The sequence below is a fragment of the Jatrophihabitans lederbergiae genome (assembly GCF_031845305.1).
GTDB classification, from domain to species: domain Bacteria; phylum Actinomycetota; class Actinomycetes; order Mycobacteriales; family Jatrophihabitantaceae; genus Jatrophihabitans_A; species Jatrophihabitans_A lederbergiae.
On the sequence record NZ_JAVREH010000010.1, the window covers coordinates 108,398 to 133,460 of the forward strand.

Genomic DNA, 25,063 nt, shown 5'->3' on the forward strand with positions numbered 1-25,063 from the left:
ACGGACCGCTCAGCAGGACGGATCGCTGCGCAGCAGGTAACGGCTCAGGAGGACTTGGCGGACAGCTTCAGGTCCCGGCGCAGTTCCTGCGGCAGTGCGAACGTCAGGCGCTCCTCGGTGTGCGCCACCTCTTCCGGCTCGCCGTAGCCGCGCTCGGCCAGCCAGCCCGCGACCTCTCGCACCAGGATCTCGGGTACCGACGCTCCCGAAGACAGTCCGACCGTGGTGACACCGCTCAACCACTCCGGCGAGACGGCGTGGACGTCATCGACCAGGTACGCCGCCCGCGCCCCCGCAGCCTTGGCCACCTCGACCATCCGCACCGAGTTGGACGAGTTCTGCGAGCCCACCACCAGGAACAGATCCGTCTGCGGCGCGATCGCCTTCACCGCGGCCTGCCGGTTCTGCGTCGCGTAACAGATGTCGTCACTCGGTGGCGACTGCAGCGACGGGAACTTCTCTCGCAGCGCGTCCACCGTCTGCATCGTCTCGTCCACCGACAAGGTCGTCTGCGAGAGCCAGACCACCCGCTCCGGATCGCGGACGCTCACAGCAGCCACATCGGCCGGTCCGTCAACCAGGCGGACGTGGTCCGGAGCCTCGCCGGTCGTGCCGACGACCTCTTCATGCCCGTCGTGGCCGATGAGCACGATGTCGTAGTCCTCAGCAGCGAAACGGCGCGCCTCGTGATGCACCTTCGTCACCAGAGGGCACGTCGCGTCGATCGTCTTGAGGTTGCGGGTCGCCGCCTCCGCGTGGACCTCCGGCGCAACGCCATGTGCCGAGAACACGACCACGGCGCCCTCGGGCACCTCGTCGGTCTCTTCGACGAAGACGGCACCCGCCGCTTCGAGCGTGCGCACCACGTAGGCGTTGTGCACGATCTGCTTGCGCACGTAGACGGGCGCCCCGTAGTGCGCCAGCGCCAACTCGACGGCCTGCACCGCACGATCGACGCCCGCGCAATAGCCGCGGGGCTTGGCGAGCAGCACCCGCTTCGCGGGCTCGGAGGCGTGCGCGGCTTGAGGCATACCCCAATCCTACGGACTCCCGACCATGCCAGCCGCGCCCGTGGCCGCCTTTGTCCCATCCCACATCAGCGCACCTATCTGACGCTGTCACTCGCATCCGCCTAGGTGTTCGGGCAGGCTGAGGAGATGCCGAACATTCCGATCCCCATCAGAGCAGCCCTCGGACTCGCCGCCACAGCTGTGGAAGAGGCCCGGAAACTCCCTGAGACGCTGCCGCAGGCAGTGACCACGGTGCCTGTGGTCGCGGTGTCTTTAGCTATGCGGGCCTCCATGCGGATGCAACAGCGCATCGCCACGCTGACAGCCAAGGGCGATCAGGTGCTCAGCGAGTTCCGCGGCACGCCGTCCGAACCGCCCGCGTGGGCGACGTTCGATGACGAGGCAGACGACGAGGCAGACGGCGAAGCGGACAGTGGCGGCTCGGAGCAGCCGCTGGCCGCGTTCGATCGCATCGACTACGACGCCACCGGGTTCGTGGAGAGCGACGACGACGAGGATGGCCGCTGGGACGCCGTCGGCGCGGGGTCAGGCGTTACCGGGGTAGCCCTCGGGATCGCCGAAGTGCTCGTACAGGAGAAGGTCACCGGTGCGCTGGCGGAGAACGCGAGCCTCACCGACCTTCCGGACGACCTCAGCTCCGTCACCGAGGATGGGGCGCCGGGCGAGTCGGAGTCGACCGATCTGCTTCCCGCGCCCGCTACGGCGGTTGTCGCGGCAGAGCCGGCTCCGACCAAGAAGGCAACACCAGCCGAGAAGACAGCCCCGGCCAAGAAGACAGCCCCGGCGAAAAAGACCGCCCCGGCCCAGGTCGGCCCGGCCGAGCAGGAGTTTCCCACGGCCGCACCCGCCAAGAAGGCGCCGGCCAAGAAGCGGGCCGGCCGCACCAGCGAGCCACTCGAGGTCGCCGCGAAGAAGGCTCGGCGCGCGACCCGGCCCACCCCGTCCACGATGGCCGCCGAGATCGTGCAGGCCCACGAGGCCGACTCCACCGACGAGTGAGCAGGCTCGACTCCAGCCCGGAGAACCCGCTTCCACTCCGCCGGATCAGCCAGGCGCTGGCCGAGTGGATCGGCCGTCTCGGCGAGGTGTGGGTAGAGGGCCAGGTGGCGCAGTTCGTCCAGCGCCCAGGCGTCCCCACCTGCTTTCTCACGCTGCGCGACACCGACGCCAACCTCTCCATCCAGGTCACCTGCCACCGGTCGGTGCTGCAGGAGCCGCTCGCTGAGGGGGCCCGGGTCGTGCTCCGGGCGCGGCCGGACTTCTACGCAGAGCGCGGCACGCTGAGCCTCCGGGCGACCGAGATCCGGCAGGTCGGCCTGGGCGAGATGCTGGCTCGGATCGAGCGGCTGAAGAAGGTGCTCGCTGCTGAGGGACTCTTCGCCGCGCACCGCAAGCTGCGGTTGCCGTTCCTCCCGCACACGATCGGCCTGATCACCGGACGCGCCAGCGCGGCTGAGCGCGATGTCGTGGAGAACACCCGGCGCCGACTGCCGGGGGCGATCTTCGCCATCGAGAACACCGCCACCCAGGGCAACGCCGCGGTGAGCGAAATGGTGGCGGCGTTGCACCGGCTGGACGCGCATCCCGACGTCGACCTGATCGTGATCGCCCGCGGTGGCGGCAGCGTCGAGGACCTGCTGCCGTTCAGCAACGAAGCACTGTTACGAGCCGTTTCCTCGCTCCGGACGCCGGTGGTCAGTGCCATCGGGCACGAAACCGACCAGCCGCTGCTCGACCTGGTCGCGGATCTGGCGGTGTCCACTCCCACCGACGCGGCCAAGCGGATCGTGCCGGACCTGCAAGCCGAACTGGCGCACGTCGCGGAGTTCCGCACCCGGCTCCGAGCCAGCGTGCACCGCCGCCTCGACACCGAGGAGCAGCTGATCGCGGGCCTGCCGGAGCGGTTGCGCCAGGGCGTCAGCCGGCTGATCTCCGCCGGCGAGGACGAGTGCGAGCGTTCGGTGACCCGGATGCGCAGCCGCCTCGCGAACATGTTGCAGCTGGCTGAGGCCGACAATGCCCAACTGCTGGCGCGGGTCGTCAGCCTGTCACCGCAGGCCGTGCTCAACCGGGGTTATGCGGTGCTGTGGAACACCGACGGCGCGCTCGTCCGGGCAGCGTCCGACGTCTCGGCCGATGAGTTGCTGCAGGTCCGGGTCGCTCAGGGCGAGTTCGGCGTCACCGTCGCCGCTTATCCGGTACCAACGGATAGTCGACTGTAACGACGACGAGAGAGCGTTTGAGCGTCGCGGGTCTCTGTTGTGGATGGTCGCTCTGCCGTCCGCCGCCGCGAAACGCGTCGTGGTCTACGAACGTGCTGACGACGGGATACGCGAGTCGATCAGGAATCGAGAAGCGCCGGTCACCGAGCCGCAACTAGCCTGACCGCCATGGACATCATCATTTCCGCGAGCTTTCTCCCGCACGACGACCCGGACGCATCCCGGGCCTTCTATCGCGACCGCCCGGAGGTGGTCCCGGTGGTCCTCCTGCTCTAACCGGGCTGGGCCCGGTTAGACGAACGGCCAACGAAGGCGGCCCCGCCTAACAGATGGAGACACGATGAGCATGGCCACCAGGACGGACCCGCAGTCGTCTGCGCTACACGTTGCCGACAGCCACGATTGGATCCGCGTGCACGGCGCGCGCGTGAACAACCTCCGCGACGTCAGCGTCGAGATCCCGAAGCGCCGGCTGACGGTGTTCACCGGTGTCTCCGGCTCGGGCAAGAGCTCGCTGGTGTTCGGCACGATCGCCGCGGAGTCGCAGCGGATGATCAACGAGACCTACAGCGCCTTCGTGCAGGGCTTCCTGCCGACGCTGGCGCGGCCGGACGTCGACGTCCTCGAGGGGCTGACGACCGCGATCATCATCGACCAGGAGCGGATGGGGGCCAACGCCCGTTCCACGGTCGGCACCGCCACCGACGCCAACGCGATGCTGCGCATCCTCTTCAGCCGACTCGGGCAGCCGTACATCGGCTCCCCGCAGGCGTTTTCGTTCAACGTCGCCTCGATGAGCGGGGCGGGTGCGGTCTCCATCGAGCGCGGCGGACAGACCGTCAAGGAGCGTCGTAGCTTCAGCATCACCGGCGGAATGTGTCCACGCTGCGAGGGCCGGGGCTCGGTCACCGACATCGACCTGTCTGCGTTGTACGACGACAGCTTGTCCCTCAACGACGGTGCGCTCACCATCCCCGGTTACAGCATGGACGGCTGGTTCGGCCGCATCTTCAGCGGCTGCGGCTTCTTCGACCCGGACAAGCCGATCCACAGGTTCACCAAGCGGGAGCTCCACGACCTGCTGCACAAGGAGCCGACGAAGATCAAGGTCGACGGCATCAACCTGACCTACGAGGGGCTGATCCCGAAGATTCAGAAGTCCATGCTCTCCAAGGACGTCGACTCGCTGCAGCTGCACATCCGCGCCTTCGTGGAGCGGGCGGTGACCTTCACCGTTTGCCCCGAGTGCGGCGGCACTCGGCTGTCCGAGGCGGCCCGGTCCTCGAAAATCGAGGGGATCAGCATCGCTGACGCCTGTGCGATGCAGATCAGCGACCTCGCCGGGTGGTTGCGTGCTCTGCACGCACCATCCGTTGCGCCGCTGCTCGCGTCGCTGCGGCACACCCTTGACTCGTTCGTGGAGATCGGGCTCGGCTACCTCTCGCTCGACCGGCCGTCGGGCACGCTGTCGGGCGGCGAGGCACAGCGCACCAAGATGATCCGGCACCTCGGCTCGTCGCTCACCGACGTCACCTACGTCTTCGACGAGCCGACGATCGGCCTGCATCCCCACGACATCCAGCGGATGAACAACCTGCTGCTGCAGCTACGCGACAAGGGCAACACGGTGTTGGTCGTGGAGCACAAGCCGGAGGCGATCGCGATCGCCGATCACGTCGTCGACCTCGGCCCCGGCGCCGGCACCGAGGGCGGTGAGGTGGTCTTCGAAGGCACCGTCGACCGGCTGCGATCCAGCGGCACGCTCACCGGTCGGCATCTGGACGACCGGGCCTCGTTGAAGCCGTCCGTGCGGACACCGTCGGGAGTGCTGAAGGTGCGGGGGGCCAGCACCCACAACCTGCGGGACGTCGATGTCGACATACCGCTCGGCGTGCTGGTGGTGCTGACCGGCGTGGCCGGGTCCGGCAAGAGCTCGCTGATTCGCGAAGCTTGCGGAGCGAACGGCAGGTTCAGCCAGGGCTCGGTGTCCGGCCGGGACGGTGTGGTGTCGGTCGACCAGGGCGCGATCAAGGGCTCGCGGCGCAGCAACCCGGCAACGTACACCGGACTACTCGATCCGATCCGCAAGGCCTTCGCGAAGGTCAACGGCGTGAAGCCGGCGCTGTTCAGCGCCAACTCCGAGGGCGCCTGCCCGAACTGCAACGGCGCCGGCGTCAGCTACACCGACCTGGCGATGATGGCCGGGGTGGCAGAGGTCTGCGAGGTATGCGACGGAAAGCGGTTTCAGGCCGACGTGCTCGAGTACACCTTCGGCGGTAAGGACATCAGCCAGGTGCTCGCGATGTCGGTGTCCGAGGCCGAGAAGTTCTTCGGCGACGGCGCGGCCAAGACGCCGTCGGCCCACAGGATCCTCACCCAACTGGCCGACGTCGGACTCGGCTACCTCAGCCTGGGCCAGCCGCTCACCACGCTGTCGGCCGGCGAGCGGCAGCGGCTCAAGCTGGCCACCCGGATGGCCGAGAAGGGAGGCGCCCCCAGCGTGTACGTCCTGGAGGAGCCGACCACCGGCCTGCACCTCGCCGACGTCGAGAACCTGCTCGGCCTGCTCGACCGGCTCGTCGACTCCGGCAAGTCGGTTCTGGTCATCGAGCACCACCAGGCGGTCATGGCGCACGCCGACTGGATCATCGACCTCGGCCCCGGCGCCGGCCACGACGGCGGCCGGATCGTCTTCGAGGGCACACCCGCCGACCTCGTCGCCGCCCGCTGCACCCTCACCGGCGAGCACCTCGCGGCCTATGTCAGCGCAGTCGGCACTTGAGCCGAGACCGCTGGGTGACACCGCGGACACCGCGGGACGAATTCTCTCACCTGTTTCGACTCGTCCCACTTGCAGGCCGAGAACAGAGCCTATGGAAGGGCCTGTTCACTTTCCGACCGATACCGCGTCGCTCGATCAGAGATGATCCAATCGAAGCTGGGAGACGGTCTTCGCGTGACCTTCACCGTTTGGCAGGCCCCCGTGTCGTTGGCATGACATCGGATGCGCGGACGCCTGGTAACTGCAGATAACCCGGCGGAAGGCTAATCTGAGCGACGATGACCGAGAATCCCGAGCCAGAACTCAGCTACGAGGAGGCCCGCGCCGAGCTGCGCGAGATCGTCCAGGCGCTGGAAAGTGGCGGCCAGCCGCTGGAAGAGTCCCTGGCGCTGTGGCAGCGCGGCGAAGAACTGGCGGGATTGTGCCAGCGGTGGCTGGATGGCGCGAGGGTACGGCTGGACGCCGCCATCGCCGCCACGGACGCGGCCGACGAAGCACCGGCCGCGGCCAACCGGGGCAAGCGCTGAGGCCAGCCGCGTGGCGGGAGCAGCAGCGGGTCAGCGATCCCCCGCTCAGCGCAGCGAGGCCGCCAGCTGCTCCAGCTCGGCCTGCGGCGCGCTGCCGGTCACGACGACGGTGACCTTGCCGACCGTACGCCGCAACAGCCGCCGCGAATTCGCCGTCTGGTACTGCTGCCAGACCGCACCGGCGATGGTGGCCGTGCCGTCCACCGACAACGGGCCGTACTGCGCCGCGACGGCGTCCGGGGCGTCACCGCCCTCGAGGAATTCGGCGTACTGCCCGTTCGGGCTGACGTAGCCGATCCGGAAGGTCGCCGCGCTGTCCGGGCCGGCCGGGACGAACTCGGTGGACGTGGCACGCCAGTCGCTGGACAGCCCCGTCGGTGCCAGCAGCGGAAAGCCGGCCTGCTGTCGCGCGGTCGCGATCGGCCCCTTGGTGTCGACCACGTGGACCCCGTCGGACACCTGGCCCCGGGGCCACGTGAACAGCACCAGCAGACCGATGACCACCAGCAACGGAACGAGTGCCCGCCACAGGTAGGCCGGTGTGCGCAGGCGTTGGCGATCGGAGGCGGTCAGCGGACGGGTCACCCCACCATGGTGATCGGTGCCGGCCGCCGGCCACCAGCCGCCCCCGGCCGAGCGGCTAGGGTTCGACACGTCGCCGCACCCGTGCCGCGGCCTCGCGGACCTCGAGAAAGGCCCGGCCAGATGAGCCGCAGCATCGAACCGTCCCAGCCCGCCGAGCCAGTTGGCGGCAGCGTGCCACCCGAACTGGCCGTCAGTCGGCAGGCCCCCGACCGCAACCTCGCCCTTGAGCTGGTGCGGGTCACCGAGGCCGCCGCGATGGCCGCGGCCCGCTGGGTGGGCCGCGGCGACAAGAACGGTGGCGACGGCGCGGCAGTCGACGCCATGCGCACGCTGATCGGCACCGTCTCGATGGACGGCGTGGTGGTCATCGGCGAGGGCGAGAAGGACCACGCCCCGATGCTCTACAACGGCGAGCGGGTCGGTGACGGCACCGGTCCGGAGTGTGACGTGGCGGTCGACCCTATCGACGGGACGACCCTGATGGCCAAGGGCATGTCGAACGCGATCGCGGTCATCGCCGTGGCGGAGCGCGGGTCGATGTTCGACCCGTCCGCCGTCTTCTACATGGAGAAGATCGCCACCGGTCCGGAGGCGGCCGACGTCATCGACATCACCGCGCCGGTGAAGGTCAACATCGCCAGGGTGGCCAAGGCCAAGGGCGGTAAACCCGAGGACGTCACGGTCGTCGTTCTGGACCGGCCCCGGCACGCCGAGCTGGTGGCCGCGGTGCGAGAGGCCGGCGCCCGGATCAAGTTCATCTCCGACGGCGATGTCGCCGGGGCGATCATGGCCGCTCGCGCCGGAACGGGTGTCGACCTGCTCCTCGGCATCGGCGGCACCCCCGAGGGCATCATCGCGGCGGCCGCCATCAGCTGCATGGGCGGCGCGATCCAGGGCCGGTTGTGGCCGCAGGGCCCGGAGGAGAAGGAGCGTGCCCAGGCTGCCGGGCACGACCTGTCACGGGTGCTGACGACTCGGGACCTGGTGGCGGGTGAGGATGTCTTTTTCTGCGCGACCGGCATCACCGACGGCGAGCTGGTGTCAGGGGTTCGCTACGACCGCGGCGCCGTCGCCACGTCATCGATGGTCATGCGGTCCAAATCGGGGACGATCCGCGTGGTCGAATCGTTGCACCAGTTGTCGAAGCTGCGCGCCTACGCCGCCGTCGACTTCGACCGCCACTAGCCAGCAGCCCTTTCCGGCGGACCTCGGGAGACAGCCACATGCTCTGCGTCACGATGAACGACATCCCCGGCTGGGAAATCCAGCGAGTCTGCGGCGAGGTGTTCGGGGTGACCGTCCGGTCCCGCAACGCCTTCTCCCAGATCGGCGCCAACTTCAAGTCGCTGGTCGGCGGCGAGCTCCAGGGCATGACCCGCAACGTGCTCGAGAGCCGCAACGAGGCGATGACCCGGCTGTTCGCCGAGGCGCAGGCCCGTGGCGGCAACGCCCTGATCGCGATGCGCTTCGACACCACCGAGCTCGGGCCCAACTGGACCGAGATCTGCGCCTACGCCACGGCTGTCGTCGCGGTGCCGGTGACGGAGGGAGCCAAGCAGACGGCGATGCAGTTGGGATACGGGCAGCCGCCGGTTGCCCAGCCGCCGGAGCAGAGTTACCAGCAGCCGTCCTGAGCGGGTCGTGAGGTTACTCCCGCCACACGGCCGGACGAATTGTCGGCGCCCGTGGATAGGCTGGCGAGGCTGTAACAGCCCAGTCCGAGCAAGCGTGTCCGAGAACAGTCGTCACGGCAGAGTTGCCGACGCCGCAGGGAGCGATCCGCAGATGTACGAGCAGTCCAACGTTGAGTCCCGCAACTTCGATGCCGACTCGTCCGCGAAGTTTCGGGTCGAGAAAGACTCGATGGGCGAGGTCCGGGTGCCGCTGAACGCCAAGTGGCGCGCGCAGACCCAGCGGGCGGTGCAGAACTTCCCGATCTCGGGCCAGCCGATCGAGCGTGAGCTGATAGCCGGACTCGCGCTGATCAAGGGCGCCGGTGCGAGGGTGCGTGCCAAGCGCGGGCTGTTGGATGCCACCAAGGCCGAGGCCATCGCGGCGGTCGCCGGCGAAGTCGCGCGCGGCGACTGGGACGCCGAGTTCCCGATCGACGTCTTCCAGACCGGGTCCGGCACGTCGTCGAACATGAACGCCAACGAGGTCCTCGCCTCTCTCGCCGCGGAGCGGCTCAACAATGCTGCCGCGGAGCGGCTCAATGATGCCGCCGCGGAGCCGGCTGGTGAACGCTTCAACGTGCACCCGAACGACGACGTCAACGACCCGCTGTCGTCCAACGACCAGTTTCCCTCGGCCATTCACGTCGCGGCGACCAAGGCGGTTGTGGTCGACCTGATCCCGTCCCTGCAGTACCTGGCGGCCGCGTTCGAGGCCAAGGCCGGCGAGTTCGCCACCGTCGTGAAGTCCGGCCGCACCCACCTCATGGACGCCACCCCGGTGACCCTCGGCCAGGAGTTCGCCGGCTATGCCGCACAACTGCGCTACGGCGTCGAGCGCCTGCAGGCTGCCGTTCCGCGAGTGGCCGAACTGCCCCTGGGCGGCACTGCGGTGGGCACCGGCATCAACGCCCCCGCCGGGTTCGCCGCCGAGGTCATCGCCCTGCTCGCCGCCGAAACGGGCCTGCCGCTGACCGAGGCCCGCAACCACTTCGAGGCTCAAGGCGCGCGGGACGCACTGGTCGAGCTGTCCGGAGCGCTGCGGACGATCGCCGTCAGCATGAACAAGATCAGCAACGACATCCGGTGGATGGGCTCCGGTCCGCGGACCGGCCTGACCGAGCTGTTCCTGCCGGACCTGCAGCCGGGCTCCTCCATCATGCCGGGCAAGGTCAACCCGGTCCTGTGCGAGGCGGTATGCCAGGTCGTGGCCCAGGTCATCGGCAATGACGCGGCCGTGGCGTTCGCCGGCGCGTCCGGCAACTTCGAGCTCAACGTCATGCTGCCGGTGCTGGCACGCAACGTCCTCGAGTCGGTCCGGCTCATCGCCAACGTCAGCAGGGTGTTCGCCGACAAGTGCGTCTCGGGCATCGAGGCCAACGCCGAGCGCTGCCGGGAGTACGCCGAGTCCTCGCCGTCCATCGTCACGCCGCTCAACCACTACGTCGGCTACGACGAGGCGGCCAAGATCGCGAAGCAGTCCCTGGCCGAGCGCAAGACGATCCGCGAGGTGGTGCTGGAGCGGGGCCACGTGCGATCCGGCGCGATCACCGAAGAGAAGCTGGACGAGGTGCTCGACGTGCTCTCGATGACGCGTCCGGCAGAGTAGCCGTGCGGGTCCTCGACGGCATCGACGCCAAGCTGGCCCGGCGGATCGCGAAGCAGCCGGTGTTCTTCGTGGCTACCGCGCCGCTGACTGGCGACGGGCACGTCAACGTCTCGCCGAAGGGCATGGCGGGCACCTTCGCCGTACTGGACCAGTACCGGATCGGCTACCTGGACTACTTCGGCTCGGGTGCTGAAACCATCGCCCATCTGCGCGAGAACGCCCGCATCACGCTCATGTTCGCCGCGTTTCAGGGCCGTCCGAACATCGTCCGGCTGTACGGCCGCGGCCGTGTCGTATTACCCGAGGACGCCGAGTTCGACGAGCTCCGGACGTCCTTCGGCAAGGAGCAGTCGACCGGCCAGCGGGCGATCGTGGTGGTGGAGCTCGACCGGGTGCAGGACTCGTGCGGGTACGCGGTTCCGCTGATGGACTTCGTCGCGGACCGGACGGTGCTGGACCTGTACATGGAGAAGAAGGGCCCCGAGCCGTTCGAGAACAACGGTGACGGCCGCAACGCCAAGTCCATCGACGGGCTGCCAGCACTGCCCAAGACGTGACGGGCAGCCCCGGTCTGAATCGTCAGCGGGCTAGATCACGACGTCCTCGAGCAGCTCCGTGACCAGCGCCGCGATGGGTGAGCGCTCGGACCGGGTCAAGGTGACGTGGGCGAACAGCGGGTGCCCGCGCAGCGCCTCGATGACGGCCGCCACCCCGTCATGCCGGCCGACTCGCAGGTTGTCGCGCTGCGCGACGTCGTGGGTGAGCACCACCCGCGAACCCTGGCCAATCCGGGACAGCACCGTCAGCAGCACATTGCGTTCCAGGGACTGGGCCTCGTCCACGATCACGAACGCGTCGTGCAGCGACCGGCCGCGGATGTGGGTCAGCGGCAGCACCTCGACCATGCCGCGGTCCATCACCTCGTCCATCACGTCCTTGCTGACGAGTGCGCCGAGGGTGTCGAACACCGCCTGTGCCCACGGCGCCATCTTCTCATTCTCGCTGCCAGGCAGGTAACCCAGGTCCTGGCCGCCGACGGCATACAACGGCCGGAAGACCACGACCTTCTTGTGCGCGCGTCGCTCCATCACGGCGTCGAGCCCGGCGCACAGCGCCAGCGCCGACTTCCCGGTGCCCGCGCGGCCCCCGAGCGAGACGATGCCGACGTCGGGGTCCAGCAGCAGGTCCAGCGCGATCCGCTGCTCAGCTGAGCGCCCGTGCAGCCCGAAGGCTTCGCGGTCACCGCGCACCAGCCGCAGCTCCTTGTCCGGCGTGACCCTGGCCAGTGCCGAGCCGCGGCTGGAGTGCAGCACGATGCCGGTGTGGCACGGCATCCCCGCCACCGCGAGCAGCTCGTCCGACTCGGTCAGCTCAACCCGGTCGCTGGAGTAGAGCGCGTCGATCACGTCGCTGGAAACGTCCAGCTCGGTCATCCCCATCCAGCCGGAGTCGATCGCCGGGTGCACCCGGTACTCGTCGGCGGCCAGCCCAACCGCCGCCGCCTTCACCCGCAGCGGCATGTCCTTGGACACCAGCGTGACGTCGCGGCCCTCGTTCGCCAGGTTCAGCGCGACGGCGAGGATCCGGGAGTCGTTGCTCTCGACCCGAAAGCCGGCGGGCAGTGACGACAGATCGCAATGATTGAGCTCGACGTGCAGGCTGCCACCGTCTTCCCCGACGGGCACCGCTGAGTCGAGCCGTCCGTGCTTGATCCGAAGCTCGTCCAGGTTGCGCAGGGTCTGCCGAGCGAACCAGCCCAACTCCGGGTGGTGGCGCTTACCTTCCAGTTCGGTGATGACGACCAGCGGAAGCACCACCTCGTGCTCACCGAATCGCGTCAGCGCCCCGGGGTCCGACAGCAGGACCGAGGTGTCCAGGACGAACGTCTTCACCGGGGCTTTGGCCGTGACCGGCACGGGCCCTTCGCCCGCATCGGCGAGGTTGCTCTTGGCTGACGTGGCGCGAGCTGGGGTCATCTGACACTCCTGAGCGCTGGCACAACGGCTCGGATGCGGTACCGACACCGTTGGGTAGACGTGGCACCGACGCCTACCGCTGTTGAGGGTTCCGGTCGTCCCCATCGTACGGGGGCGATGCCGGCCCCCTCGCTGGTTGTCACCACCGTCAAGGGACCTCCTGAATGGGCCGATCGGGCCGGTCCACCTGGCCACAAGGTACGGCCGGCGCGATAGCCGAAACCGCCGCCACGCCGCATCTGTTAGGCAACCGTTAGGTTAACTTCGGCCGTACACCGGCTCAGTTGCCGAAGCGGCGATGGCGCTCGGAGAAGTCACGCAGCGCACGCAGGAAGTCCACCCGGCGGAAGTCCGGCCACAGCGCGTCGCAGAAGTAGAACTCCGAATGTGCCGACTGCCACAGCAGGAACCCGGACAGTCGCTGCTCCCCCGACGTCCGGATCACCAGGTCGGGATCGGGCTGACCCTTGGTGTAGAGGTGGTCGGCGATGTGCTCGACATCGATCAGTTCGGCGAGCTCCTCGATCGAGGTTCCGGCCTGGGCGTGCTCCTGCAGCAGGGACCGGACGGCGTCGGCGATCTCGCGCCGGCCGCCGTAGCCGATCGCGAGGTTCACCGTCATTCCGGTCTTGCCCGCGGAGCGCTCGGCGGCCGTCTTGAGCGCCTCGGCGGTGTCGGATGGCAGCGTGTCGAGGGCGCCCATGACGTTGAGCTGCCACGGCTGGTCGGCGGCGGACAGCTCGTCGGCGACATTGGCGATGATCCGCAGCAGCGGGCCCACCTCGGTCGGGTCGCGGTGCAGGTTGTCGGTGGACAGCAGCCAGAGGGTGACGTGCTCGACGCCCGCCTCGGCGCACCAGCCCAGCAGGCTGTCGATGTGGTTCGCGCCCACCACGTGGCCGTGGTTGACGTCTTCCAGGCCGGCCGCCCGGGCCCATCGCCGGTTGCCGTCCAGCATCACCGCGACGTGCCGCGGAACCGGCCGGCCGGCGAGCTGACGCAGCAGTCGACGCTCGTACAGGGAGTAAACGCCGGCTCGCAGATCCACGACGGGCAAGCATAGACCCGAAAACGGTGCTCGGCTCAGCGAACGGCCGTCCGGGTGGCCGTGCGCGTGGCCGTGCGGGTGGCGAGGACAGCTGGCGGTGCAACCTACGGTGGCGTAACTTCGACCGCATGACGAGCCTCAGCCCGGCATCGCAGGAGTCCCCGCTGGCGGTGCTGGCGTCCGAACTCAAGCCCCGGGCACGCGGTTGGCTGCATACCTATGCGGCGCTGATCTCGGTGGTCACCGGCATCACCCTGGTGGCGGTCGCCGCTGCCAGCCGCGGCGAGCGGGCGGCCTTGCCCACCACCATCTACGCCGTGACGGTCACCCTGCTGTTCGGAACCTCGGCGATGTACCACCGCCGCGCGTGGGGACCTCGCGGTCGCGCCCTGATGAAGCGGCTCGATCACTCGATGATCTTCGTGTTCATCGCCGGCAGCTACACCCCGTTCGCAGCGCTGACGCTGCCGCGGGCCTCGTCCGAGGCCGTGCTGGTGGTGGTCTGGACGGGCGCGGTCTTCGGCGTTCTCCTCAAGACGGCGTGGCCGGACGCGCCGCGACTGCTGTCGGTACCGCTCTACATAGCGCTCGGCTGGGTTGCCGTCTTCGTGCTGCCTGAACTGCTGCACAACTACGGGGTCGCCACCCTGGTGCTGATCGCTGCCGGCGGCCTGATCTATACCCTCGGCGCCCTGGCGTACGGCTTCAAGAAACCCAACCCCTATCCGGGGACCTTCGGATTCCACGAGGTGTTCCACCTGTGCACGCTGGTCGCTGCCAGCTGCCACTACGTCGCGGTGTGGCTGGCCGTCTTCGCCTGAGCCGCGCCCCCAGCTCGGATTTATCTACCGCCGGGGCTTGCCGCGCTCGTACTGGGGCGCCCAATACACCCGGTCGCCGAGAGCGTGCGCCGCGTGCTGCGGCCAGGACGGGTTGCGCAGCACGGCACGCGCCAGCAGCACGGCGTCGGCGGAACCCTCCAGCAGGATCTGTTCCGCCTGCTGCGGCTCCGTGATCAGCCCGACCGCGGCCACCGGCAGACCGCTCACCGTACGGATCTCGCGCGCGAACTGCACCTGGTACCCCGGGCCGACCACGATCTGCTGGTCGGGGCTGTTGCCACCGCTGGACACATCGATCAGGTCGACACCGCGCTCGACCAGCTGCCGTGACACCTCGGCCACCTCGTCCACCCGCAGGCCGCCGTCGACCCAGTCGGTCGCGCTGACCCGGACGAACAACGGGCGGTTCTCGGGCCACACTGCTCGCACCGCGTCGACGACCTCGAAGAGCAATCGGCTGCGGCCGGCCAGGTCACCGCCGTAGCCGTCCTCGCGCACATTCGACAGCGGCGACAGGAACTGGTGCAGCAGGTAGCCATGCGCGGCATGCAATTCGAGAACCTCGAAACCGGCCGCGTCCGCCCGCACCGCCGCCCGCGCCCAGGCCTGGGTCAGTTGCGCCAGCTCGGCCTCGCTCAGCTCGCGGGGAGCCGGCCAGTCGGCGTACCCGACCGGCGACGCGCCAACGGTCGGCCAGCCTCCGTCGGCGACCGCGAGCGGGCCACCACCCTTCCAGGGCTGAGCCGTGGAGGCCTTGCGGCCGGCATGGGCCAGCTGGATTCCGGGCAACGCGCCCTGGGACCGGATGAAATCGGTGATCCGCCGGTAGTCCTTGGCCTGCTCGTCGGACCAGATGCCGGCGTCATAGGGCGAGATCCGGCCCTCCGGCGTCACCGCCGTCGCCTCGGTCAGGACCAGGCCGGCGCCGCCGCGCGCCAGGCTGCCGAGATGGACCAGGTGCCAGTCGGTCGGGTGCCCACCCTCGGAGGAGTACTGGCACATCGGCGCCACCCAGGCGCGGTTCCGGAACGTCGTGCCGCGCAGAGTCAGCGGCGAGAAGAGTGTGCTCACGTACCGCTGCAACGCCACACCGTCCGAGCGTCTTCCAGGGCCGAGCACCGGCTTCGATCTCAGTCGGGTACGAGCAGGGGCTTCCCTCCCGGGTCCGACAATGGTTATTATTTCGCCATGTGAGAGCGCTCTCACATGCTTCTCCCCGGAAGCGTTGTTCTCCTCCGCTGGACCGAACCCGAAAGGCATTCCCACCATGACCCGAACCCCCGGTACCCCACCCGCTGGGCGCCGCCCGAGATGGCGCGCACTGCTCGTCGGCACAGCCGCCGTCCTGCTGCCGCTGTCGGCGACGACCGCGCTGGCACACTCCGCAACGGCCGCCGTCCCGGCACCGCCCACCGGCTGGACGTCGGTCTTCAGCGATGACTTCGCCGGAGCATCCGGCACCGGCCTCAACACCTCGAACTGGCTCTACGACCTCGGCACCAGCTACCCCGGCGGCGCCGGCAACTGGGGCACCGGTGAGGTGGAGTCGAACACGAACAGCACCGCCAACGTCTACCAGGACGGCGCCGGACACCTGGCCATCAAGCCGATCCGGGACGCCAGCGGGCACTGGACCTCAGGCCGCGTCGAGACGCAGCGGACGGACTTCGCCGCCCCGACCGGCGGGGTGCTCCGGGTGCAGGCCTCGATCCAGCAGCCCGACGTCACCACCGCAAACGGCGCCGGCTACTGGCCCGCGTTCTGGATGCTCGGCGATGCCGCCCGGGCCGCCTCGGCGACGAACTGGCCGAGCATCGGTGAGATCGACATCATGGAGGACATCAACGGCCGCAGCTCCGAATTCGCGACGCTGCACTGCGGAACCGGTTCGGGCGGCCCCTGCAACGAGACGACCGGCATCGGCAGCGGCGAGCGCGCGTGCTCCGGTTGCCAGACGGCGTTCCACCAGTACGCGATGGAGTACGACCGGTCGGTCAGCCCGGAGCAGCTCCGCTACTACCTCGACGGCACCAACTTCTTCACCATCAACTCCAACCAGGTCGACGCCACGACCTGGAACAACGCCACCCATCACGGCTTCTTCCTGATTATGAACGTCGCCATGGGCGGCGGGTTCCCGAACGCCTTCGGCGGCGGCCCGACCGCGGCGACCGTCTCCGGCCAGCCGATGCTGGTCGACTACGTGTCGGTGATGACCAAGGGCGGCACCAGCACCGGCGGCGGAACGGGAACCGGTGGCGGTGGCGGTAGCGCCACCGCCACGACCCAGGCCGAGGCATACAACGCGCAGTCCGGAACCGCCACGGAGGCGTGCAGCGACACCGGTGGCGGCCAGGACGTGGGCAACATCGGCAACGGTGACTGGTTGCAGTACAACAACACCGACTTCGGCACCACCGCCCTGCACACCATCAACGCCCGGGTCGCCAGCGGTGCGGCGAGCGGCGTGAGCGGCATCGTCGAGGTCCATCTGGACAGCCTCAGCAACGCCGCGGTCGGCAGTTTCTCGGTCGGCAACACCGGTGGCTGGCAGAGCTGGAAGACCGTTCCCGGGTCCATCGGCTCGGTCACCGGGACGCACACGGTGTACTTGAAGTTCGTCACCGGCTCCGGCCAGGACTTCGTGAACGTGAACAGCTTCTCGTTCAGCTAGACCTTTCGGCACGCGCGGCGCGGACGCCACCACGGCGTCCGCGCCCGTTTGTTCTTCAGGATCGTGGACAGCGCCAGCGTTGTCCTTGGAGGGAGCCTTCGCCTGAACCGGTGCCCCGTTCGGAACCGGCGCCCCGTTGGGCGGCGAGCCGGCTCAGGGGTCGAGGTTGTCGTCCGGACCGGGCTCGCGGTCGAAGATCAGCCAGTAACCGGCCAGCGCCAGGCACACCACGCCGAAGATCAGCTTGCCCTTGTCGTGGCCTGACCAGTAACTGGCGAAGAACACGCACGCCCCGACCAGCGCCGCGCCGCCAACCATCCAGCGGAAGCCGGGTGGCTGAGTGCGCATCATGGGCGTTCCAGGGCAGCTACCAGGTCACCCACCGAGGTGACCGGCCGGTCGCAGACGAAGCCTCGGCACACGTAGGCGGCGGCCCCGTCTGCCACCAGCGGACGGTCGGCCAGCAACGGGACGCCAGGTACGTCCGGGGCACCATGCGCCAGCACCAGCCCGGGCGAGGTGCTGTTGCGGGCCACTGCGAGCAAGCCGTCGGCAACGGGGCCCTCGCCGACCACGGCAACCTGAACCGGACCCGCCATCGCCGCCTCGGCAACCGCCAATGTCCAGCCCGCAAAACGCGGTTCGCGACTGGCGAGCTCGCCCGCGGAGGCCAGCGCCGCGTCCGCCGCGGCCCGGTGCCGGGTCGAGCCGGTCAGCGCCGCGTAGCTCAGCAGGGCGCCCGCGAGAGCGGACTGCCCGGACGGGGCGGCGTTGTCGGAGGGGTCGCGCGGCCTTGTGAACAGCTGCTCGGCATCGTCGGCGGTGTCGAAGAATCCCCCGCTGCTGTCGGCAAAGTGGCGCAGGGCCACCTCGAGCAGCCGCTCGACGGCACGCAGCCAGCCCGGGTCGCCGGTAGCCTGCTGCAGCGCGAGCAGCCCCTCAGCCAGGTCGCCGTAGTCCTCGGCCACACCCATGGCCGCGCTCGCGACACCGTTGCGGGAGGATCGGTGCACCCGATCGCCGTCGGAGTGGGTGTCCAGCAGGAACCGAGCGCACCGCTCCGCGGCGACGACGTAGCGCGACTCCTCGAACAGGACGCCGGCGTCGGCGAGCCCGGCGATGGCCAGGCCGTTCCACGCGGTGATCACCTTGTCGTCCCGGGCCGGCTGTGGCCGCTCGTCACGTGCCGCCAGCAGCCGCTGCCGGGCGGTCGCCCACCACGTGGCGTCGTCAGGGTCCTGACGCAGCTGCAGCGTGGACGACCCGAGTTCGAAGGTGCCCTGGCCGGTCACCGTGAGCAGCGCCGCGGCCCGCGCGCCGTCCTCGTTCCCGAGCACGTCGGCGAGCTGGGCGGGCGTCCACGAATAGGTCAGGCCCTCGACCCCGTCGGTGTCAGCGTCCAGCGCGGACGCGAACGCGCCCTGCGCGGTGCCGAGGTCGCGGATCAGGAAATCTGCTGTTTCGCGGGCGACCCGCTCGGCCAGCGGGGACCGGGTGGCCCGCCACAAGTGCGTGTAGACGTGCAGCAGCTGGGCGTTGTCGTACAGCATCTTCTCGAAGTGCGGCACCACCCACTGGGCGTCCACGGAGTACCTGGCGAACCCGCCCGCGAGCTGGTCATACATCCCGCCGCGTGCCATCGCCTCGCAGGTGCCGGCGACCATCTGCATCGCCGGCTGCGATCCGGTTCTTCCATAATGGCGCAGCAGGAACTCCAACACCATGGACGGTGGGAACTTCGGTGCCGACCCGAACCCGCCGTTGCGGCCGTCGTACTGGCTCGCCAGCCGGTCGGCCGCCTGCTGCAGCTCGTCGGGGCCGATGGGCAGCGGGGTGGCGGCCACGATCACCGACTGCAGGGCATCCACCACGTGAGCGCTCGAGGCCAGTACCTCGTCGCGCCGCTGCGTCCAGGCGTCGATGACCGCATCGAGCAGCCGCAGGAAGCCCTCTTGCGGAAAGTACGTGCCACAGAAGAACGGGGCACCGTCCGGGGTCAGCAGGCAGGTCATCGGCCAGCCGCCCTGGCCCGTCATCGCGGTGGTGGCCGACATGTAGATCGCGTCGATGTCGGGACGCTCCTCGCGGTCGACCTTGATCGAGACGAACCGGTCGTTGAGGACCGCCGCGACTTCGTCGTCGGCGAACGACTCGTGGGCCATCACGTGGCACCAGTGGCAGGCCGCGTAGCCGATCGAGAGCAGCACCGGCACGTCCCGGCGCTTGGCCTCTGCGAAGGCCTCCTCGGACCACTCCCACCAGTCGACGGGATTGTCGGCATGCTGTAGCAGGTACGGGCTCGTCGCTTGGGCCAGTCGGTTAGGCATTCCTGCCACTCCTTGAGTGCGCTGATCGGTCATGAGCGGGTCTCTGACGAATGACACTGTCAGACGCTGACCCGTGGTGCCAATCATGCCGCCCCGGTCAATTGTCCTCCACTCATCTCGGCACGGCTGGTCAGCCTTCATCATGGTCTCCAGTCAGCGGTCAGGGGTCGACGGTCCGCGCGGTGACGAGTCGGCTGGGACCGTGGACGGCTCAGACCTCGGCGATGCACTTCCTGACGTAGGAGTCGGCCTTCCCGAGTTCGGCCGTCACCTTGTCCAGCGGCCAACCGTGCGTCCCGTGGCACTTGAGGCTCGCCGGTCCCGAATAGCCCACCCGAGCCAGGGTGCTCAGCGGCACGCGGTGGTCGAGGGTCCCGTCGGGCCGAGGCAGCTGCAGTTCACCCGGTCCGAAGTTCAGACCGTCGACGCCATGTTGGTAGTTACGGTCGATATCCCAGATGTAGTAATAGAAAAGTCGCTTGCGCTCGGCGAGGAAAGTTATCGCGTCGCTGATCGTCTCCCCCATAACCCACAGGTGTGGTGGAGCCAGGCAAACTCCGAGGTTCGGATGGTCGATGTCGGTGACCAGCCTCCGGATTTGGGCGAACGTGTCGACGCCCTCGTCCCAACGACGATCCTCATTGCCGCCGGATTCGAAGTCCGCGCTGAACGGAACGGTGAGGTGGTTCTCAACCGCGATCCGTACGCCGCGCCGCGCGGCGTGCTCGACCAGCGGAGGTAGGAAGGAGGCCACGAAGTCGGCATAATTGGCCTCGCAGTCGAAGACCACCGTATCGACACCCAACTCGGCGGCGAAGTCTATTCGCTCGAGCATCTCGGCTTGCGTCTTGCCGTACATCGTCAAGCCGCAGGGGCGAATGCCGTAGCGGTCCAGCGTGGCTTTGATCTTGCCGATGTCGTCGCCGGGATTGACGTGTCCGGCCAGCGGACTGGCCGAGGACCACAGGTTCACCTCGGTGAACCCGAGACCGGCCAGTTCGCGGAGCGCGTCATCTAGCGAGTAGTCGTGGTAGGGCAATATTTCAGCCGTATAGCGAAACATGATTCTCCTCAAGCTTGGCGGAACTCGGACGGCACCGGTACCTGGCCCTGCGTCGGCGGACGCGAGAGCGCAGCGCGACACATCGGGTGGCTCAGTCCCATACGAACACCGCCTTCTCGGTCTCCCGGCGGTCAAAGGCAGCGAATGCGTCAGAAGCCTGTTCCAACGCGAAGGTGTGGGAAACCAGCTTTTCTATGGGCAGCTGCTGGCCGACTACCAGCCGGACGATGTCATGCCAGTCACCGAGTGGGAAGTACCAACCACCGACGACCGTCAGCAGCTTGCGGATTATCTGATCGCTCGGGTTGATCTCCGTCGAGCGCGACTCACCGACGAAGGCCACCGCACCCCGCTTGGCAGCGACGTCAAGGCACAGGTTCTGCCCGGCGGGGACGCCCGAGCAGTCGATGGCGGCCTCGGTACCGACGCCCCGGGTGTAGTCGAGGATTGCCTTCGCAGCATCCTCACGGCTGCTGTCCACTACCTGCGCGGCACCCAGTTCGGCGGCCAGCTCGAGCCGCGCGGGCAACAGGTCCACGGCGATCACCCGAGCACCAAGCGCTGTGGCGACCAGCACGGCAGCCGCACCCATCGGTCCCAGACCGACGACGGTGACGGTCTGGCCGCCGCGCACACCGAGTTCGCGCTGCACATGATATTGGCTGCCGATCATGTCAGTCATCAGTGCACCCGCGACGAAGGAGCACGAGTCGGGCAGCGGCAGGCAGTTCCGCTCCGGCAGCACGAAGTATTCGGCATCCCCACCGTCGATGTCGAAGCCCAGGCACTTCCACTGCGGGCAAAGCATCAGGTAGCCCGAGGCGCAGTACTGACAATGCCCGCAACCGACCGGCAGGTAACCGGACACTCGATCCCCAGGCTGTAACGACGTGACGCCGGCGCCGACCGCCGCCACGACTCCGGCGGGTTCATGCCCAGGCACTACCAAGCCGCTTCCCGCGGCGACCGATCCTACGATGGCCGAAGTGCCGCTGTACAGCCCCATATCGCTGCGGCAGATGGCAGATGCCTTGGTCTGCACCAGTACCTCGCCGAGGTGTGGCTCGGGAATCGGTCGATCCTCGACCACTACCTTCCGGTCACCCGGAAAGAGAACCGCTTTCATCATCGAGGTCACTGACAACTCATCTCCTGTGTTGTTCGGTTGTTACTTCACGGCACCGAGGGTCAGGCCCGACACAATGCGTCGTCGCAATACCAACGTCATGATCAGAATCGGGGCGATGATGACCGCCGCTCCCGCGGTGAGGGAGCCCCACTGGGTTCCGAACATTCCGGTGAACTCCTGCTCCCCGACCGGGGCCGTCTTCGCCGCTGTGCGGGTCAACGAGAGCGCGAATAGGTACTCGTTCCACGAGAGGATGGCAGACAGGATCGCGGCGGTGGCGATCGTGGGGCCGAGCAGCGGGCCGACGATGCGGCGAAGTATGACCCAGCGATTGGCACCGTCGACCATCGCGGATTCCTGCACCTCATAGGGGATCTGCAAGATGGCCGCACGCAGGATCCATACCGAGATCGGCAGATTGAACGCGGCATACGGCACGATCAGCACCCAGTAGGTGTCTATCAGGTTGAGGTTTCCGGCGAAGATGAAGACGGGGATCACCGCGACAATGGGTGGGAACATGTAGGTCGACAACACCCATGACGAAAGCGCCTTCCGCGGTCGGAAACCCTTGAGCGACATCGCGTAGGCGGCCGGAACGGATACCGCGACCGAAAGGATGGTCGAGGCTGCCGTGACGATCAAGCTGTGTGTGAGCAGCTCGTCGAAACCTTGACTGAGCCCGCCGCCGCCGACCAGCACATGCTTGAAATTGCCCAGGGTCGGGTGGAAGAGCCAGCGGGGCGGGATACTTTTGGCAATGTTCTCAGGCTTGAACGCGGTGACAACGATGAAGAGCAAGGGCACGAGTGAGGCCACGATCCACACCCACAGCACGGCCCTGCCTGCCCTGCCGACGAGCGAAGTGTGCGACCGCGGCTTAGTAGTGGCAGCGGAGCGCTTTCCGCTCAGGCGCATGGTCATAGTCATTAGGCAGCACCTTCCTCGGGATCACGGCCGGCGACCCTGAGTAGCAGCGGAACCAGCAGCGACAGGAAGATCAGAAAGACCATCGCCAATGCCGATGCGGCACCGATCCGGAAACTCTGCAGAGCCACGCGGTAGATGTTGAGGTTGATGATTTCGGTGCTGGTTCCCGGGCCACCGTTGGTCAACACCGCGAACGAGTCGAACGTCTTGAAGGCTTGGATGGTGCGCAGAGTGAGGGCGATCGCTACAAAGGGCATCAGCATCGGGAGCGTGATGAACCGGAAGGTTTGCCAGTTGGAGGCGCCATCGATCGCAGCGGCTTCGCTCGGTTCGGGTGGCAGTGATTGCAGTCCGGCCATCAGGATGAGCGCGACGAACGGCGTCCACTGCCATACGTCCAGTCCGATGATCGCGAGCCAGGCGGTGTTGGAGCCACCAAGCCAGTCGAAGTGTGCTCCGAGGCCCACCCTGCCTATGTAGTAGTCGACCCAGCCGGTGGTCGGGCTCAGCAACTCCCGGAAGATCATGGCCGATACCACCGGTGTCACCGCGAACGGCAGCAGCATGAGCGTTGCGGCGAGGTTGTTGCTGCGACTTTGGGCAGCCAGTGGAACGGCAAGCAGCATGCCGAGAAGGAGCTCGAGCGCGACGGCGACGACCACGAAAAATCCCGTACGCAGCAAAGCATGCAGTTCGTTAGGATCGGTCAAGACATCGCGGTAGTTCTGCAAGCCGACGAAGCCGCCCCCGATGCCGAGCAACGTGTCGTTGCGCAGACTGGCACGTACGAGATAGACCGTCGGCACGACCGTCATGATCAGCAGAAGCGCGAGCGCGGGGCTCATGAGCGTCCAGCCAGCCAGGTTGGCGCCGGAGCGAGGGGTCCGCCTGCCCCGCCGTCGGGCAGGAGTGTCGAACTCTTGCCCGACGGGGGCTGCTGTCGGTCGCGCGGCGGCCACCACTGAACGATCAGGCGCGGTGGTCCGGTTCATGGTCGGGCTCCGTTCTAGATCCGGTGAAGCTGAGGGGGCCGGCGCGCTACTGGCCGGGCTTGATTCCTGCCTGCTCGACCAGGCGCTTGACCTGGCTCGCGGCGCTGGACAGGGCGCTGGCTGGATCGCTCTTGCCGGTCGCCGCCTGGTTGACAGCTACTGCGATCGCCTGCGCAACCTCGGTGTAGTTGCTCAACCGAGGTCGGCCGACACCGACTGCGAGGGCCTGCCCCATCACCTTGTAGAACTCGACCAGGCTCGGGTTCTTGGCCTGTGACTCCACGTCCTTGTACACCGACGTCCGCGTGGGGTGCAGCATGTCCTTGGTCATCGACAGTTGCTGTGTCGCTGCGGTCAGCCACGTCATCGCCCGGTAGGCCCAGGCCTTGTTCTTGCCGTACGGGTTGACCGCCAGGCCCCAGGTGCCGAAGTGCGGACCGCTGGCCGTTCCCGACGGAGCCAGCGAGTATCCGATCGTTCCCTGCACACCCTTGTTCAGCGCGACCGTGTGGTAGTTCTGGGTCATCGCAGTCGTACCGCTGTCGAAAGCCTCGGCCGTCGTATTCCAGTCGGCAGACGTACTTCCCGGCGGTACCGACCCATCTGTGATGAGCGTGCGGTAGTAGGTCAGAGCCTTGACGCCGGCCGCGCTGTTGAAGTCCATGCTGAGGTTGTCCCCGACCAGCTCTCCGTTGCCTCCGTAGTCCGCGAGCAACGACTTGAAGTCGTCGGTCGCCCAGTCACCGACGCCCGCCATCACCGTGGTGCCATAGAGCTTCTTGTCCGGCTGGGTGAAGAATTTCGCGACCTGGCGGTACTCGTCCAGAGTCTTCGGCACCTGTAACGGCTTGCCGAACTCGGCCTGGTAGGCCGCCTTCTGAGCCAGATCGTTGAACAGGTCCATCCGGTTGGCCTGAACCAGCACATTGGCCTGAATGGGCAGGTTGTAGATGTCGAAGCCCTTGGCCTTGATCGCGGCCGGGTCCACCTTCGCCGCCGGATCGGGGTAGTGGGCCAGGATGTTCTTGGGGTTGTACACCGAGGTGTCGTAAAAGACTTTGGGGATGAAGTCGCCGACATCGGTGTTCGCCATGTCATTGAGCGATGAATTGGTCAGATACGAGTTCAGTGGCTCCAGCTTGCCGACCAGTGAAGGCATCCAGGACGAGTCCACGATCATGATGTCGTACGCGGAGCTCCTGGATGCGAGCTCGGCGAATGCCTTGGTCTGCAGACCTGGTTGCGCCTGCGAGTCGATCTGCAGATCGATTCCGAACTTCTGCTTGAAAGCCGGTACGAGCGCCATGACAGCAGCGGAGTCCGCTTCGGTCGATGCGTACAGCATTCGCAGGGTCTTCGGCTTCGCCTGGTTGAGGTCAACCTTTGCCGCATTGCTCTTCGAACACCCCGAGAGCGTCAACGTCGCCAGCGCGATCACCCCGACTGCGGCCAATCCTCGCCGACGCCGTGCCGAACGTAGTTTGCCAAGCATGCTGATGCTTCCTTCCAAGAACCGAGATGGGTGGGTGGTGGGGCCTTCGCCCCGAAAAGTGGACACGCGATTTGATTGTTATGCGGCCGGTCGTAGCGTAGCCGCGGTGGTGGTGTTCTCGTAGGTGATCGGGCTGCGGTAGCCGCAGGCGGAGTGCCGGCGGC

The 25,063-nt window shown here is 67.7% G+C and carries 22 protein-coding genes and 1 pseudogene; 11 read left to right on the top strand and 12 right to left on the bottom strand.

Annotated features, from left to right (window positions below):
* Window positions 1-44: 44 nt before the first annotated feature.
* A complete protein-coding gene (locus RM423_RS10490) occupies window positions 45-1,031 on the bottom strand; it encodes a 4-hydroxy-3-methylbut-2-enyl diphosphate reductase (protein WP_311422978.1) in 987 nt (328 codons plus the stop codon).
* Between the two features lie 126 nt (window positions 1,032-1,157).
* On the opposite strand from RM423_RS10490, the gene RM423_RS10495 reads away from it, so the two are divergent.
* From RM423_RS10495 to RM423_RS10510, 5 genes and pseudogenes are all read left to right on the top strand, one after another.
* Entirely contained in the window at window positions 1,158-2,030 is an 873-nt protein-coding gene (locus RM423_RS10495; protein WP_311422979.1) for a hypothetical protein, read from the top strand.
* Window positions 2,027-3,253 carry an exodeoxyribonuclease VII large subunit gene (gene xseA, locus RM423_RS10500; protein ID WP_311422980.1) on the top strand — a complete coding sequence of 409 codons (1,227 nt, stop codon included), beginning with the start codon at window positions 2,027-2,029 and terminating at the stop codon, window positions 3,251-3,253. Before RM423_RS10495 ends, xseA begins: the two co-directional genes overlap by 4 nt.
* Window positions 3,254-3,412: 159 nt before the next feature.
* A pseudogene (locus tag RM423_RS25575) lies at window positions 3,413-3,493 on the top strand (VOC family protein); the annotation flags it as partial.
* Between the two features lie 100 nt (window positions 3,494-3,593).
* Window positions 3,594-6,035: an excinuclease ABC subunit UvrA gene (locus tag RM423_RS10505; protein ID WP_311422981.1), complete on the top strand. Its 2,442-nt coding sequence runs from the start codon at window positions 3,594-3,596 to the stop codon at window positions 6,033-6,035.
* Window positions 6,036-6,313: 278 nt separating this feature from the next.
* Entirely contained in the window at window positions 6,314-6,562 is a 249-nt protein-coding gene (locus tag RM423_RS10510) for an exodeoxyribonuclease VII small subunit (protein WP_311422982.1), read from the top strand.
* Window positions 6,563-6,607: 45 nt separating this feature from the next.
* Here RM423_RS10510 and RM423_RS10515 read toward each other — a convergent pair whose 3' ends face one another.
* The gene (locus RM423_RS10515) at window positions 6,608-7,147 is read right to left on the bottom strand and encodes a DUF4245 family protein (protein WP_311422983.1); all 540 of its coding nucleotides are present in this window, start codon (window positions 7,145-7,147) and stop codon (window positions 6,608-6,610) included.
* A gap of 120 nt (window positions 7,148-7,267) precedes the next feature.
* Between RM423_RS10515 and glpX the strand changes: the two genes are divergently transcribed.
* From glpX to RM423_RS10535, 4 genes are all read left to right on the top strand, one after another.
* Window positions 7,268-8,332 carry a class II fructose-bisphosphatase gene (glpX, locus tag RM423_RS10520; RefSeq protein WP_311422984.1) on the top strand — a complete coding sequence of 355 codons (1,065 nt, stop codon included), beginning with the start codon at window positions 7,268-7,270 and terminating at the stop codon, window positions 8,330-8,332.
* A gap of 38 nt (window positions 8,333-8,370) precedes the next feature.
* Window positions 8,371-8,781, top strand: coding sequence for a YbjQ family protein (locus tag RM423_RS10525; protein ID WP_311422985.1), 411 nt, complete (start codon window positions 8,371-8,373; stop codon window positions 8,779-8,781).
* Window positions 8,782-8,932: 151 nt separating this feature from the next.
* On the top strand, window positions 8,933-10,426 hold the full coding sequence (locus tag RM423_RS10530; RefSeq protein ID WP_311422986.1) for a class II fumarate hydratase: 1,494 nt from the start codon (window positions 8,933-8,935) through the stop codon (window positions 10,424-10,426).
* A gap of 2 nt (window positions 10,427-10,428) precedes the next feature.
* Window positions 10,429-10,983: a pyridoxamine 5'-phosphate oxidase family protein gene (locus RM423_RS10535; protein ID WP_311422987.1), complete on the top strand. Its 555-nt coding sequence runs from the start codon at window positions 10,429-10,431 to the stop codon at window positions 10,981-10,983.
* 30 nt (window positions 10,984-11,013) lie between these two features.
* On the opposite strand, the gene RM423_RS10540 is transcribed toward RM423_RS10535, so the two are convergent.
* Both RM423_RS10540 and RM423_RS10545 read right to left on the bottom strand, forming a co-directional pair.
* Window positions 11,014-12,402 carry a PhoH family protein gene (locus tag RM423_RS10540; RefSeq protein WP_311422988.1) on the bottom strand — a complete coding sequence of 463 codons (1,389 nt, stop codon included), beginning with the start codon at window positions 12,400-12,402 and terminating at the stop codon, window positions 11,014-11,016.
* 280 nt (window positions 12,403-12,682) lie between these two features.
* Complete coding sequence (locus RM423_RS10545) at window positions 12,683-13,450, bottom strand: isoprenyl transferase (protein WP_311422989.1); 768 nt, start codon at window positions 13,448-13,450, stop codon at window positions 12,683-12,685.
* 128 nt (window positions 13,451-13,578) lie between these two features.
* On the opposite strand from RM423_RS10545, the gene trhA reads away from it, so the two are divergent.
* Window positions 13,579-14,271 (top strand): PAQR family membrane homeostasis protein TrhA, encoded by a 693-nt coding sequence (gene trhA / locus RM423_RS10550; RefSeq protein ID WP_311422990.1) that lies wholly within the window; start codon window positions 13,579-13,581, stop codon window positions 14,269-14,271.
* A 24-nt stretch (window positions 14,272-14,295) separates the two neighbouring features.
* Here the strand turns inward: trhA and RM423_RS10555 are convergent, their stop codons facing one another.
* Window positions 14,296-15,363 (bottom strand): NADH:flavin oxidoreductase/NADH oxidase, encoded by a 1,068-nt coding sequence (locus tag RM423_RS10555; protein WP_311422991.1) that lies wholly within the window; start codon window positions 15,361-15,363, stop codon window positions 14,296-14,298.
* Between the two features lie 196 nt (window positions 15,364-15,559).
* On the opposite strand from RM423_RS10555, the gene RM423_RS10560 reads away from it, so the two are divergent.
* A complete protein-coding gene (locus RM423_RS10560) occupies window positions 15,560-16,966 on the top strand; it encodes a glycoside hydrolase family 16 protein (RefSeq protein WP_311422992.1) in 1,407 nt (468 codons plus the stop codon).
* A gap of 153 nt (window positions 16,967-17,119) precedes the next feature.
* On the opposite strand, the gene RM423_RS10565 is transcribed toward RM423_RS10560, so the two are convergent.
* The 7 genes from RM423_RS10565 to RM423_RS10595 form a co-directional block, all read right to left on the bottom strand.
* Window positions 17,120-17,317 carry a hypothetical protein gene (locus RM423_RS10565; RefSeq protein WP_311422993.1) on the bottom strand — a complete coding sequence of 66 codons (198 nt, stop codon included), beginning with the start codon at window positions 17,315-17,317 and terminating at the stop codon, window positions 17,120-17,122.
* Window positions 17,314-19,293 carry a thioredoxin domain-containing protein gene (locus tag RM423_RS10570; RefSeq protein WP_311422994.1) on the bottom strand — a complete coding sequence of 660 codons (1,980 nt, stop codon included), beginning with the start codon at window positions 19,291-19,293 and terminating at the stop codon, window positions 17,314-17,316. The genes RM423_RS10565 and RM423_RS10570 overlap by 4 nt, the downstream gene beginning before the upstream one ends.
* Window positions 19,294-19,504: 211 nt before the next feature.
* Window positions 19,505-20,356, bottom strand: coding sequence for a sugar phosphate isomerase/epimerase family protein (locus RM423_RS10575; RefSeq protein WP_311422995.1), 852 nt, complete (start codon window positions 20,354-20,356; stop codon window positions 19,505-19,507).
* 91 nt (window positions 20,357-20,447) lie between these two features.
* Window positions 20,448-21,485, bottom strand: a complete 1,038-nt coding sequence (locus RM423_RS10580) for an alcohol dehydrogenase catalytic domain-containing protein (protein ID WP_311422999.1) — start codon at window positions 21,483-21,485, stop codon at window positions 20,448-20,450.
* 39 nt (window positions 21,486-21,524) lie between these two features.
* Complete coding sequence (locus tag RM423_RS10585; protein WP_311422996.1) at window positions 21,525-22,415, bottom strand: carbohydrate ABC transporter permease; 891 nt, start codon at window positions 22,413-22,415, stop codon at window positions 21,525-21,527.
* Window positions 22,415-23,260, bottom strand: a complete 846-nt coding sequence (locus tag RM423_RS10590) for a carbohydrate ABC transporter permease (protein ID WP_311422997.1) — start codon at window positions 23,258-23,260, stop codon at window positions 22,415-22,417. The genes RM423_RS10585 and RM423_RS10590 overlap by 1 nt, the downstream gene beginning before the upstream one ends.
* A 193-nt stretch (window positions 23,261-23,453) precedes the next feature.
* Window positions 23,454-24,899, bottom strand: a complete 1,446-nt coding sequence (locus tag RM423_RS10595) for an extracellular solute-binding protein (RefSeq protein ID WP_311422998.1) — start codon at window positions 24,897-24,899, stop codon at window positions 23,454-23,456.
* Window positions 24,900-25,063: the final 164 nt, after the last annotated feature.

Excerpts from the sequence above, each read along its gene's own strand:
- RM423_RS10510 (WP_311422982.1), top strand. The coding sequence starts at position 6,314 with ATGACCGAGAATCCCGAGCCAGAACTCAGCTACGAGGAGGCCCGCGCC.
- RM423_RS10525 (WP_311422985.1), top strand. The coding sequence starts at position 8,371 with ATGCTCTGCGTCACGATGAACGACATCCCCGGCTGGGAAATCCAGCGA.
- RM423_RS10505 (WP_311422981.1), top strand. The coding sequence starts at position 3,594 with ATGAGCATGGCCACCAGGACGGACCCGCAGTCGTCTGCGCTACACGTT.
- RM423_RS10595 (WP_311422998.1), bottom strand. The coding sequence starts at position 24,899 with ATGCTTGGCAAACTACGTTCGGCACGGCGTCGGCGAGGATTGGCCGCA.
- glpX (WP_311422984.1), top strand. The coding sequence starts at position 7,268 with ATGAGCCGCAGCATCGAACCGTCCCAGCCCGCCGAGCCAGTTGGCGGC.
- RM423_RS10565 (WP_311422993.1), bottom strand. The coding sequence starts at position 17,317 with ATGATGCGCACTCAGCCACCCGGCTTCCGCTGGATGGTTGGCGGCGCG.
- RM423_RS10495 (WP_311422979.1), top strand. The coding sequence starts at position 1,158 with ATGCCGAACATTCCGATCCCCATCAGAGCAGCCCTCGGACTCGCCGCC.
- RM423_RS10580 (WP_311422999.1), bottom strand. The coding sequence starts at position 21,485 with ATGATGAAAGCGGTTCTCTTTCCGGGTGACCGGAAGGTAGTGGTCGAG.
- RM423_RS10585 (WP_311422996.1), bottom strand. The coding sequence starts at position 22,415 with ATGACTATGACCATGCGCCTGAGCGGAAAGCGCTCCGCTGCCACTACT.
- trhA (WP_311422990.1), top strand. The coding sequence starts at position 13,579 with ATGACGAGCCTCAGCCCGGCATCGCAGGAGTCCCCGCTGGCGGTGCTG.
- RM423_RS10490 (WP_311422978.1), bottom strand. The coding sequence starts at position 1,031 with ATGCCTCAAGCCGCGCACGCCTCCGAGCCCGCGAAGCGGGTGCTGCTC.
- RM423_RS10590 (WP_311422997.1), bottom strand. The coding sequence starts at position 23,260 with ATGAGCCCCGCGCTCGCGCTTCTGCTGATCATGACGGTCGTGCCGACG.
- RM423_RS10530 (WP_311422986.1), top strand. The coding sequence starts at position 8,933 with ATGTACGAGCAGTCCAACGTTGAGTCCCGCAACTTCGATGCCGACTCG.
- RM423_RS10540 (WP_311422988.1), bottom strand. The coding sequence starts at position 12,402 with ATGACCCCAGCTCGCGCCACGTCAGCCAAGAGCAACCTCGCCGATGCG.
- RM423_RS10575 (WP_311422995.1), bottom strand. The coding sequence starts at position 20,356 with ATGTTTCGCTATACGGCTGAAATATTGCCCTACCACGACTACTCGCTA.
- RM423_RS10570 (WP_311422994.1), bottom strand. The coding sequence starts at position 19,293 with ATGCCTAACCGACTGGCCCAAGCGACGAGCCCGTACCTGCTACAGCAT.
- RM423_RS10560 (WP_311422992.1), top strand. The coding sequence starts at position 15,560 with ATGACCCGAACCCCCGGTACCCCACCCGCTGGGCGCCGCCCGAGATGG.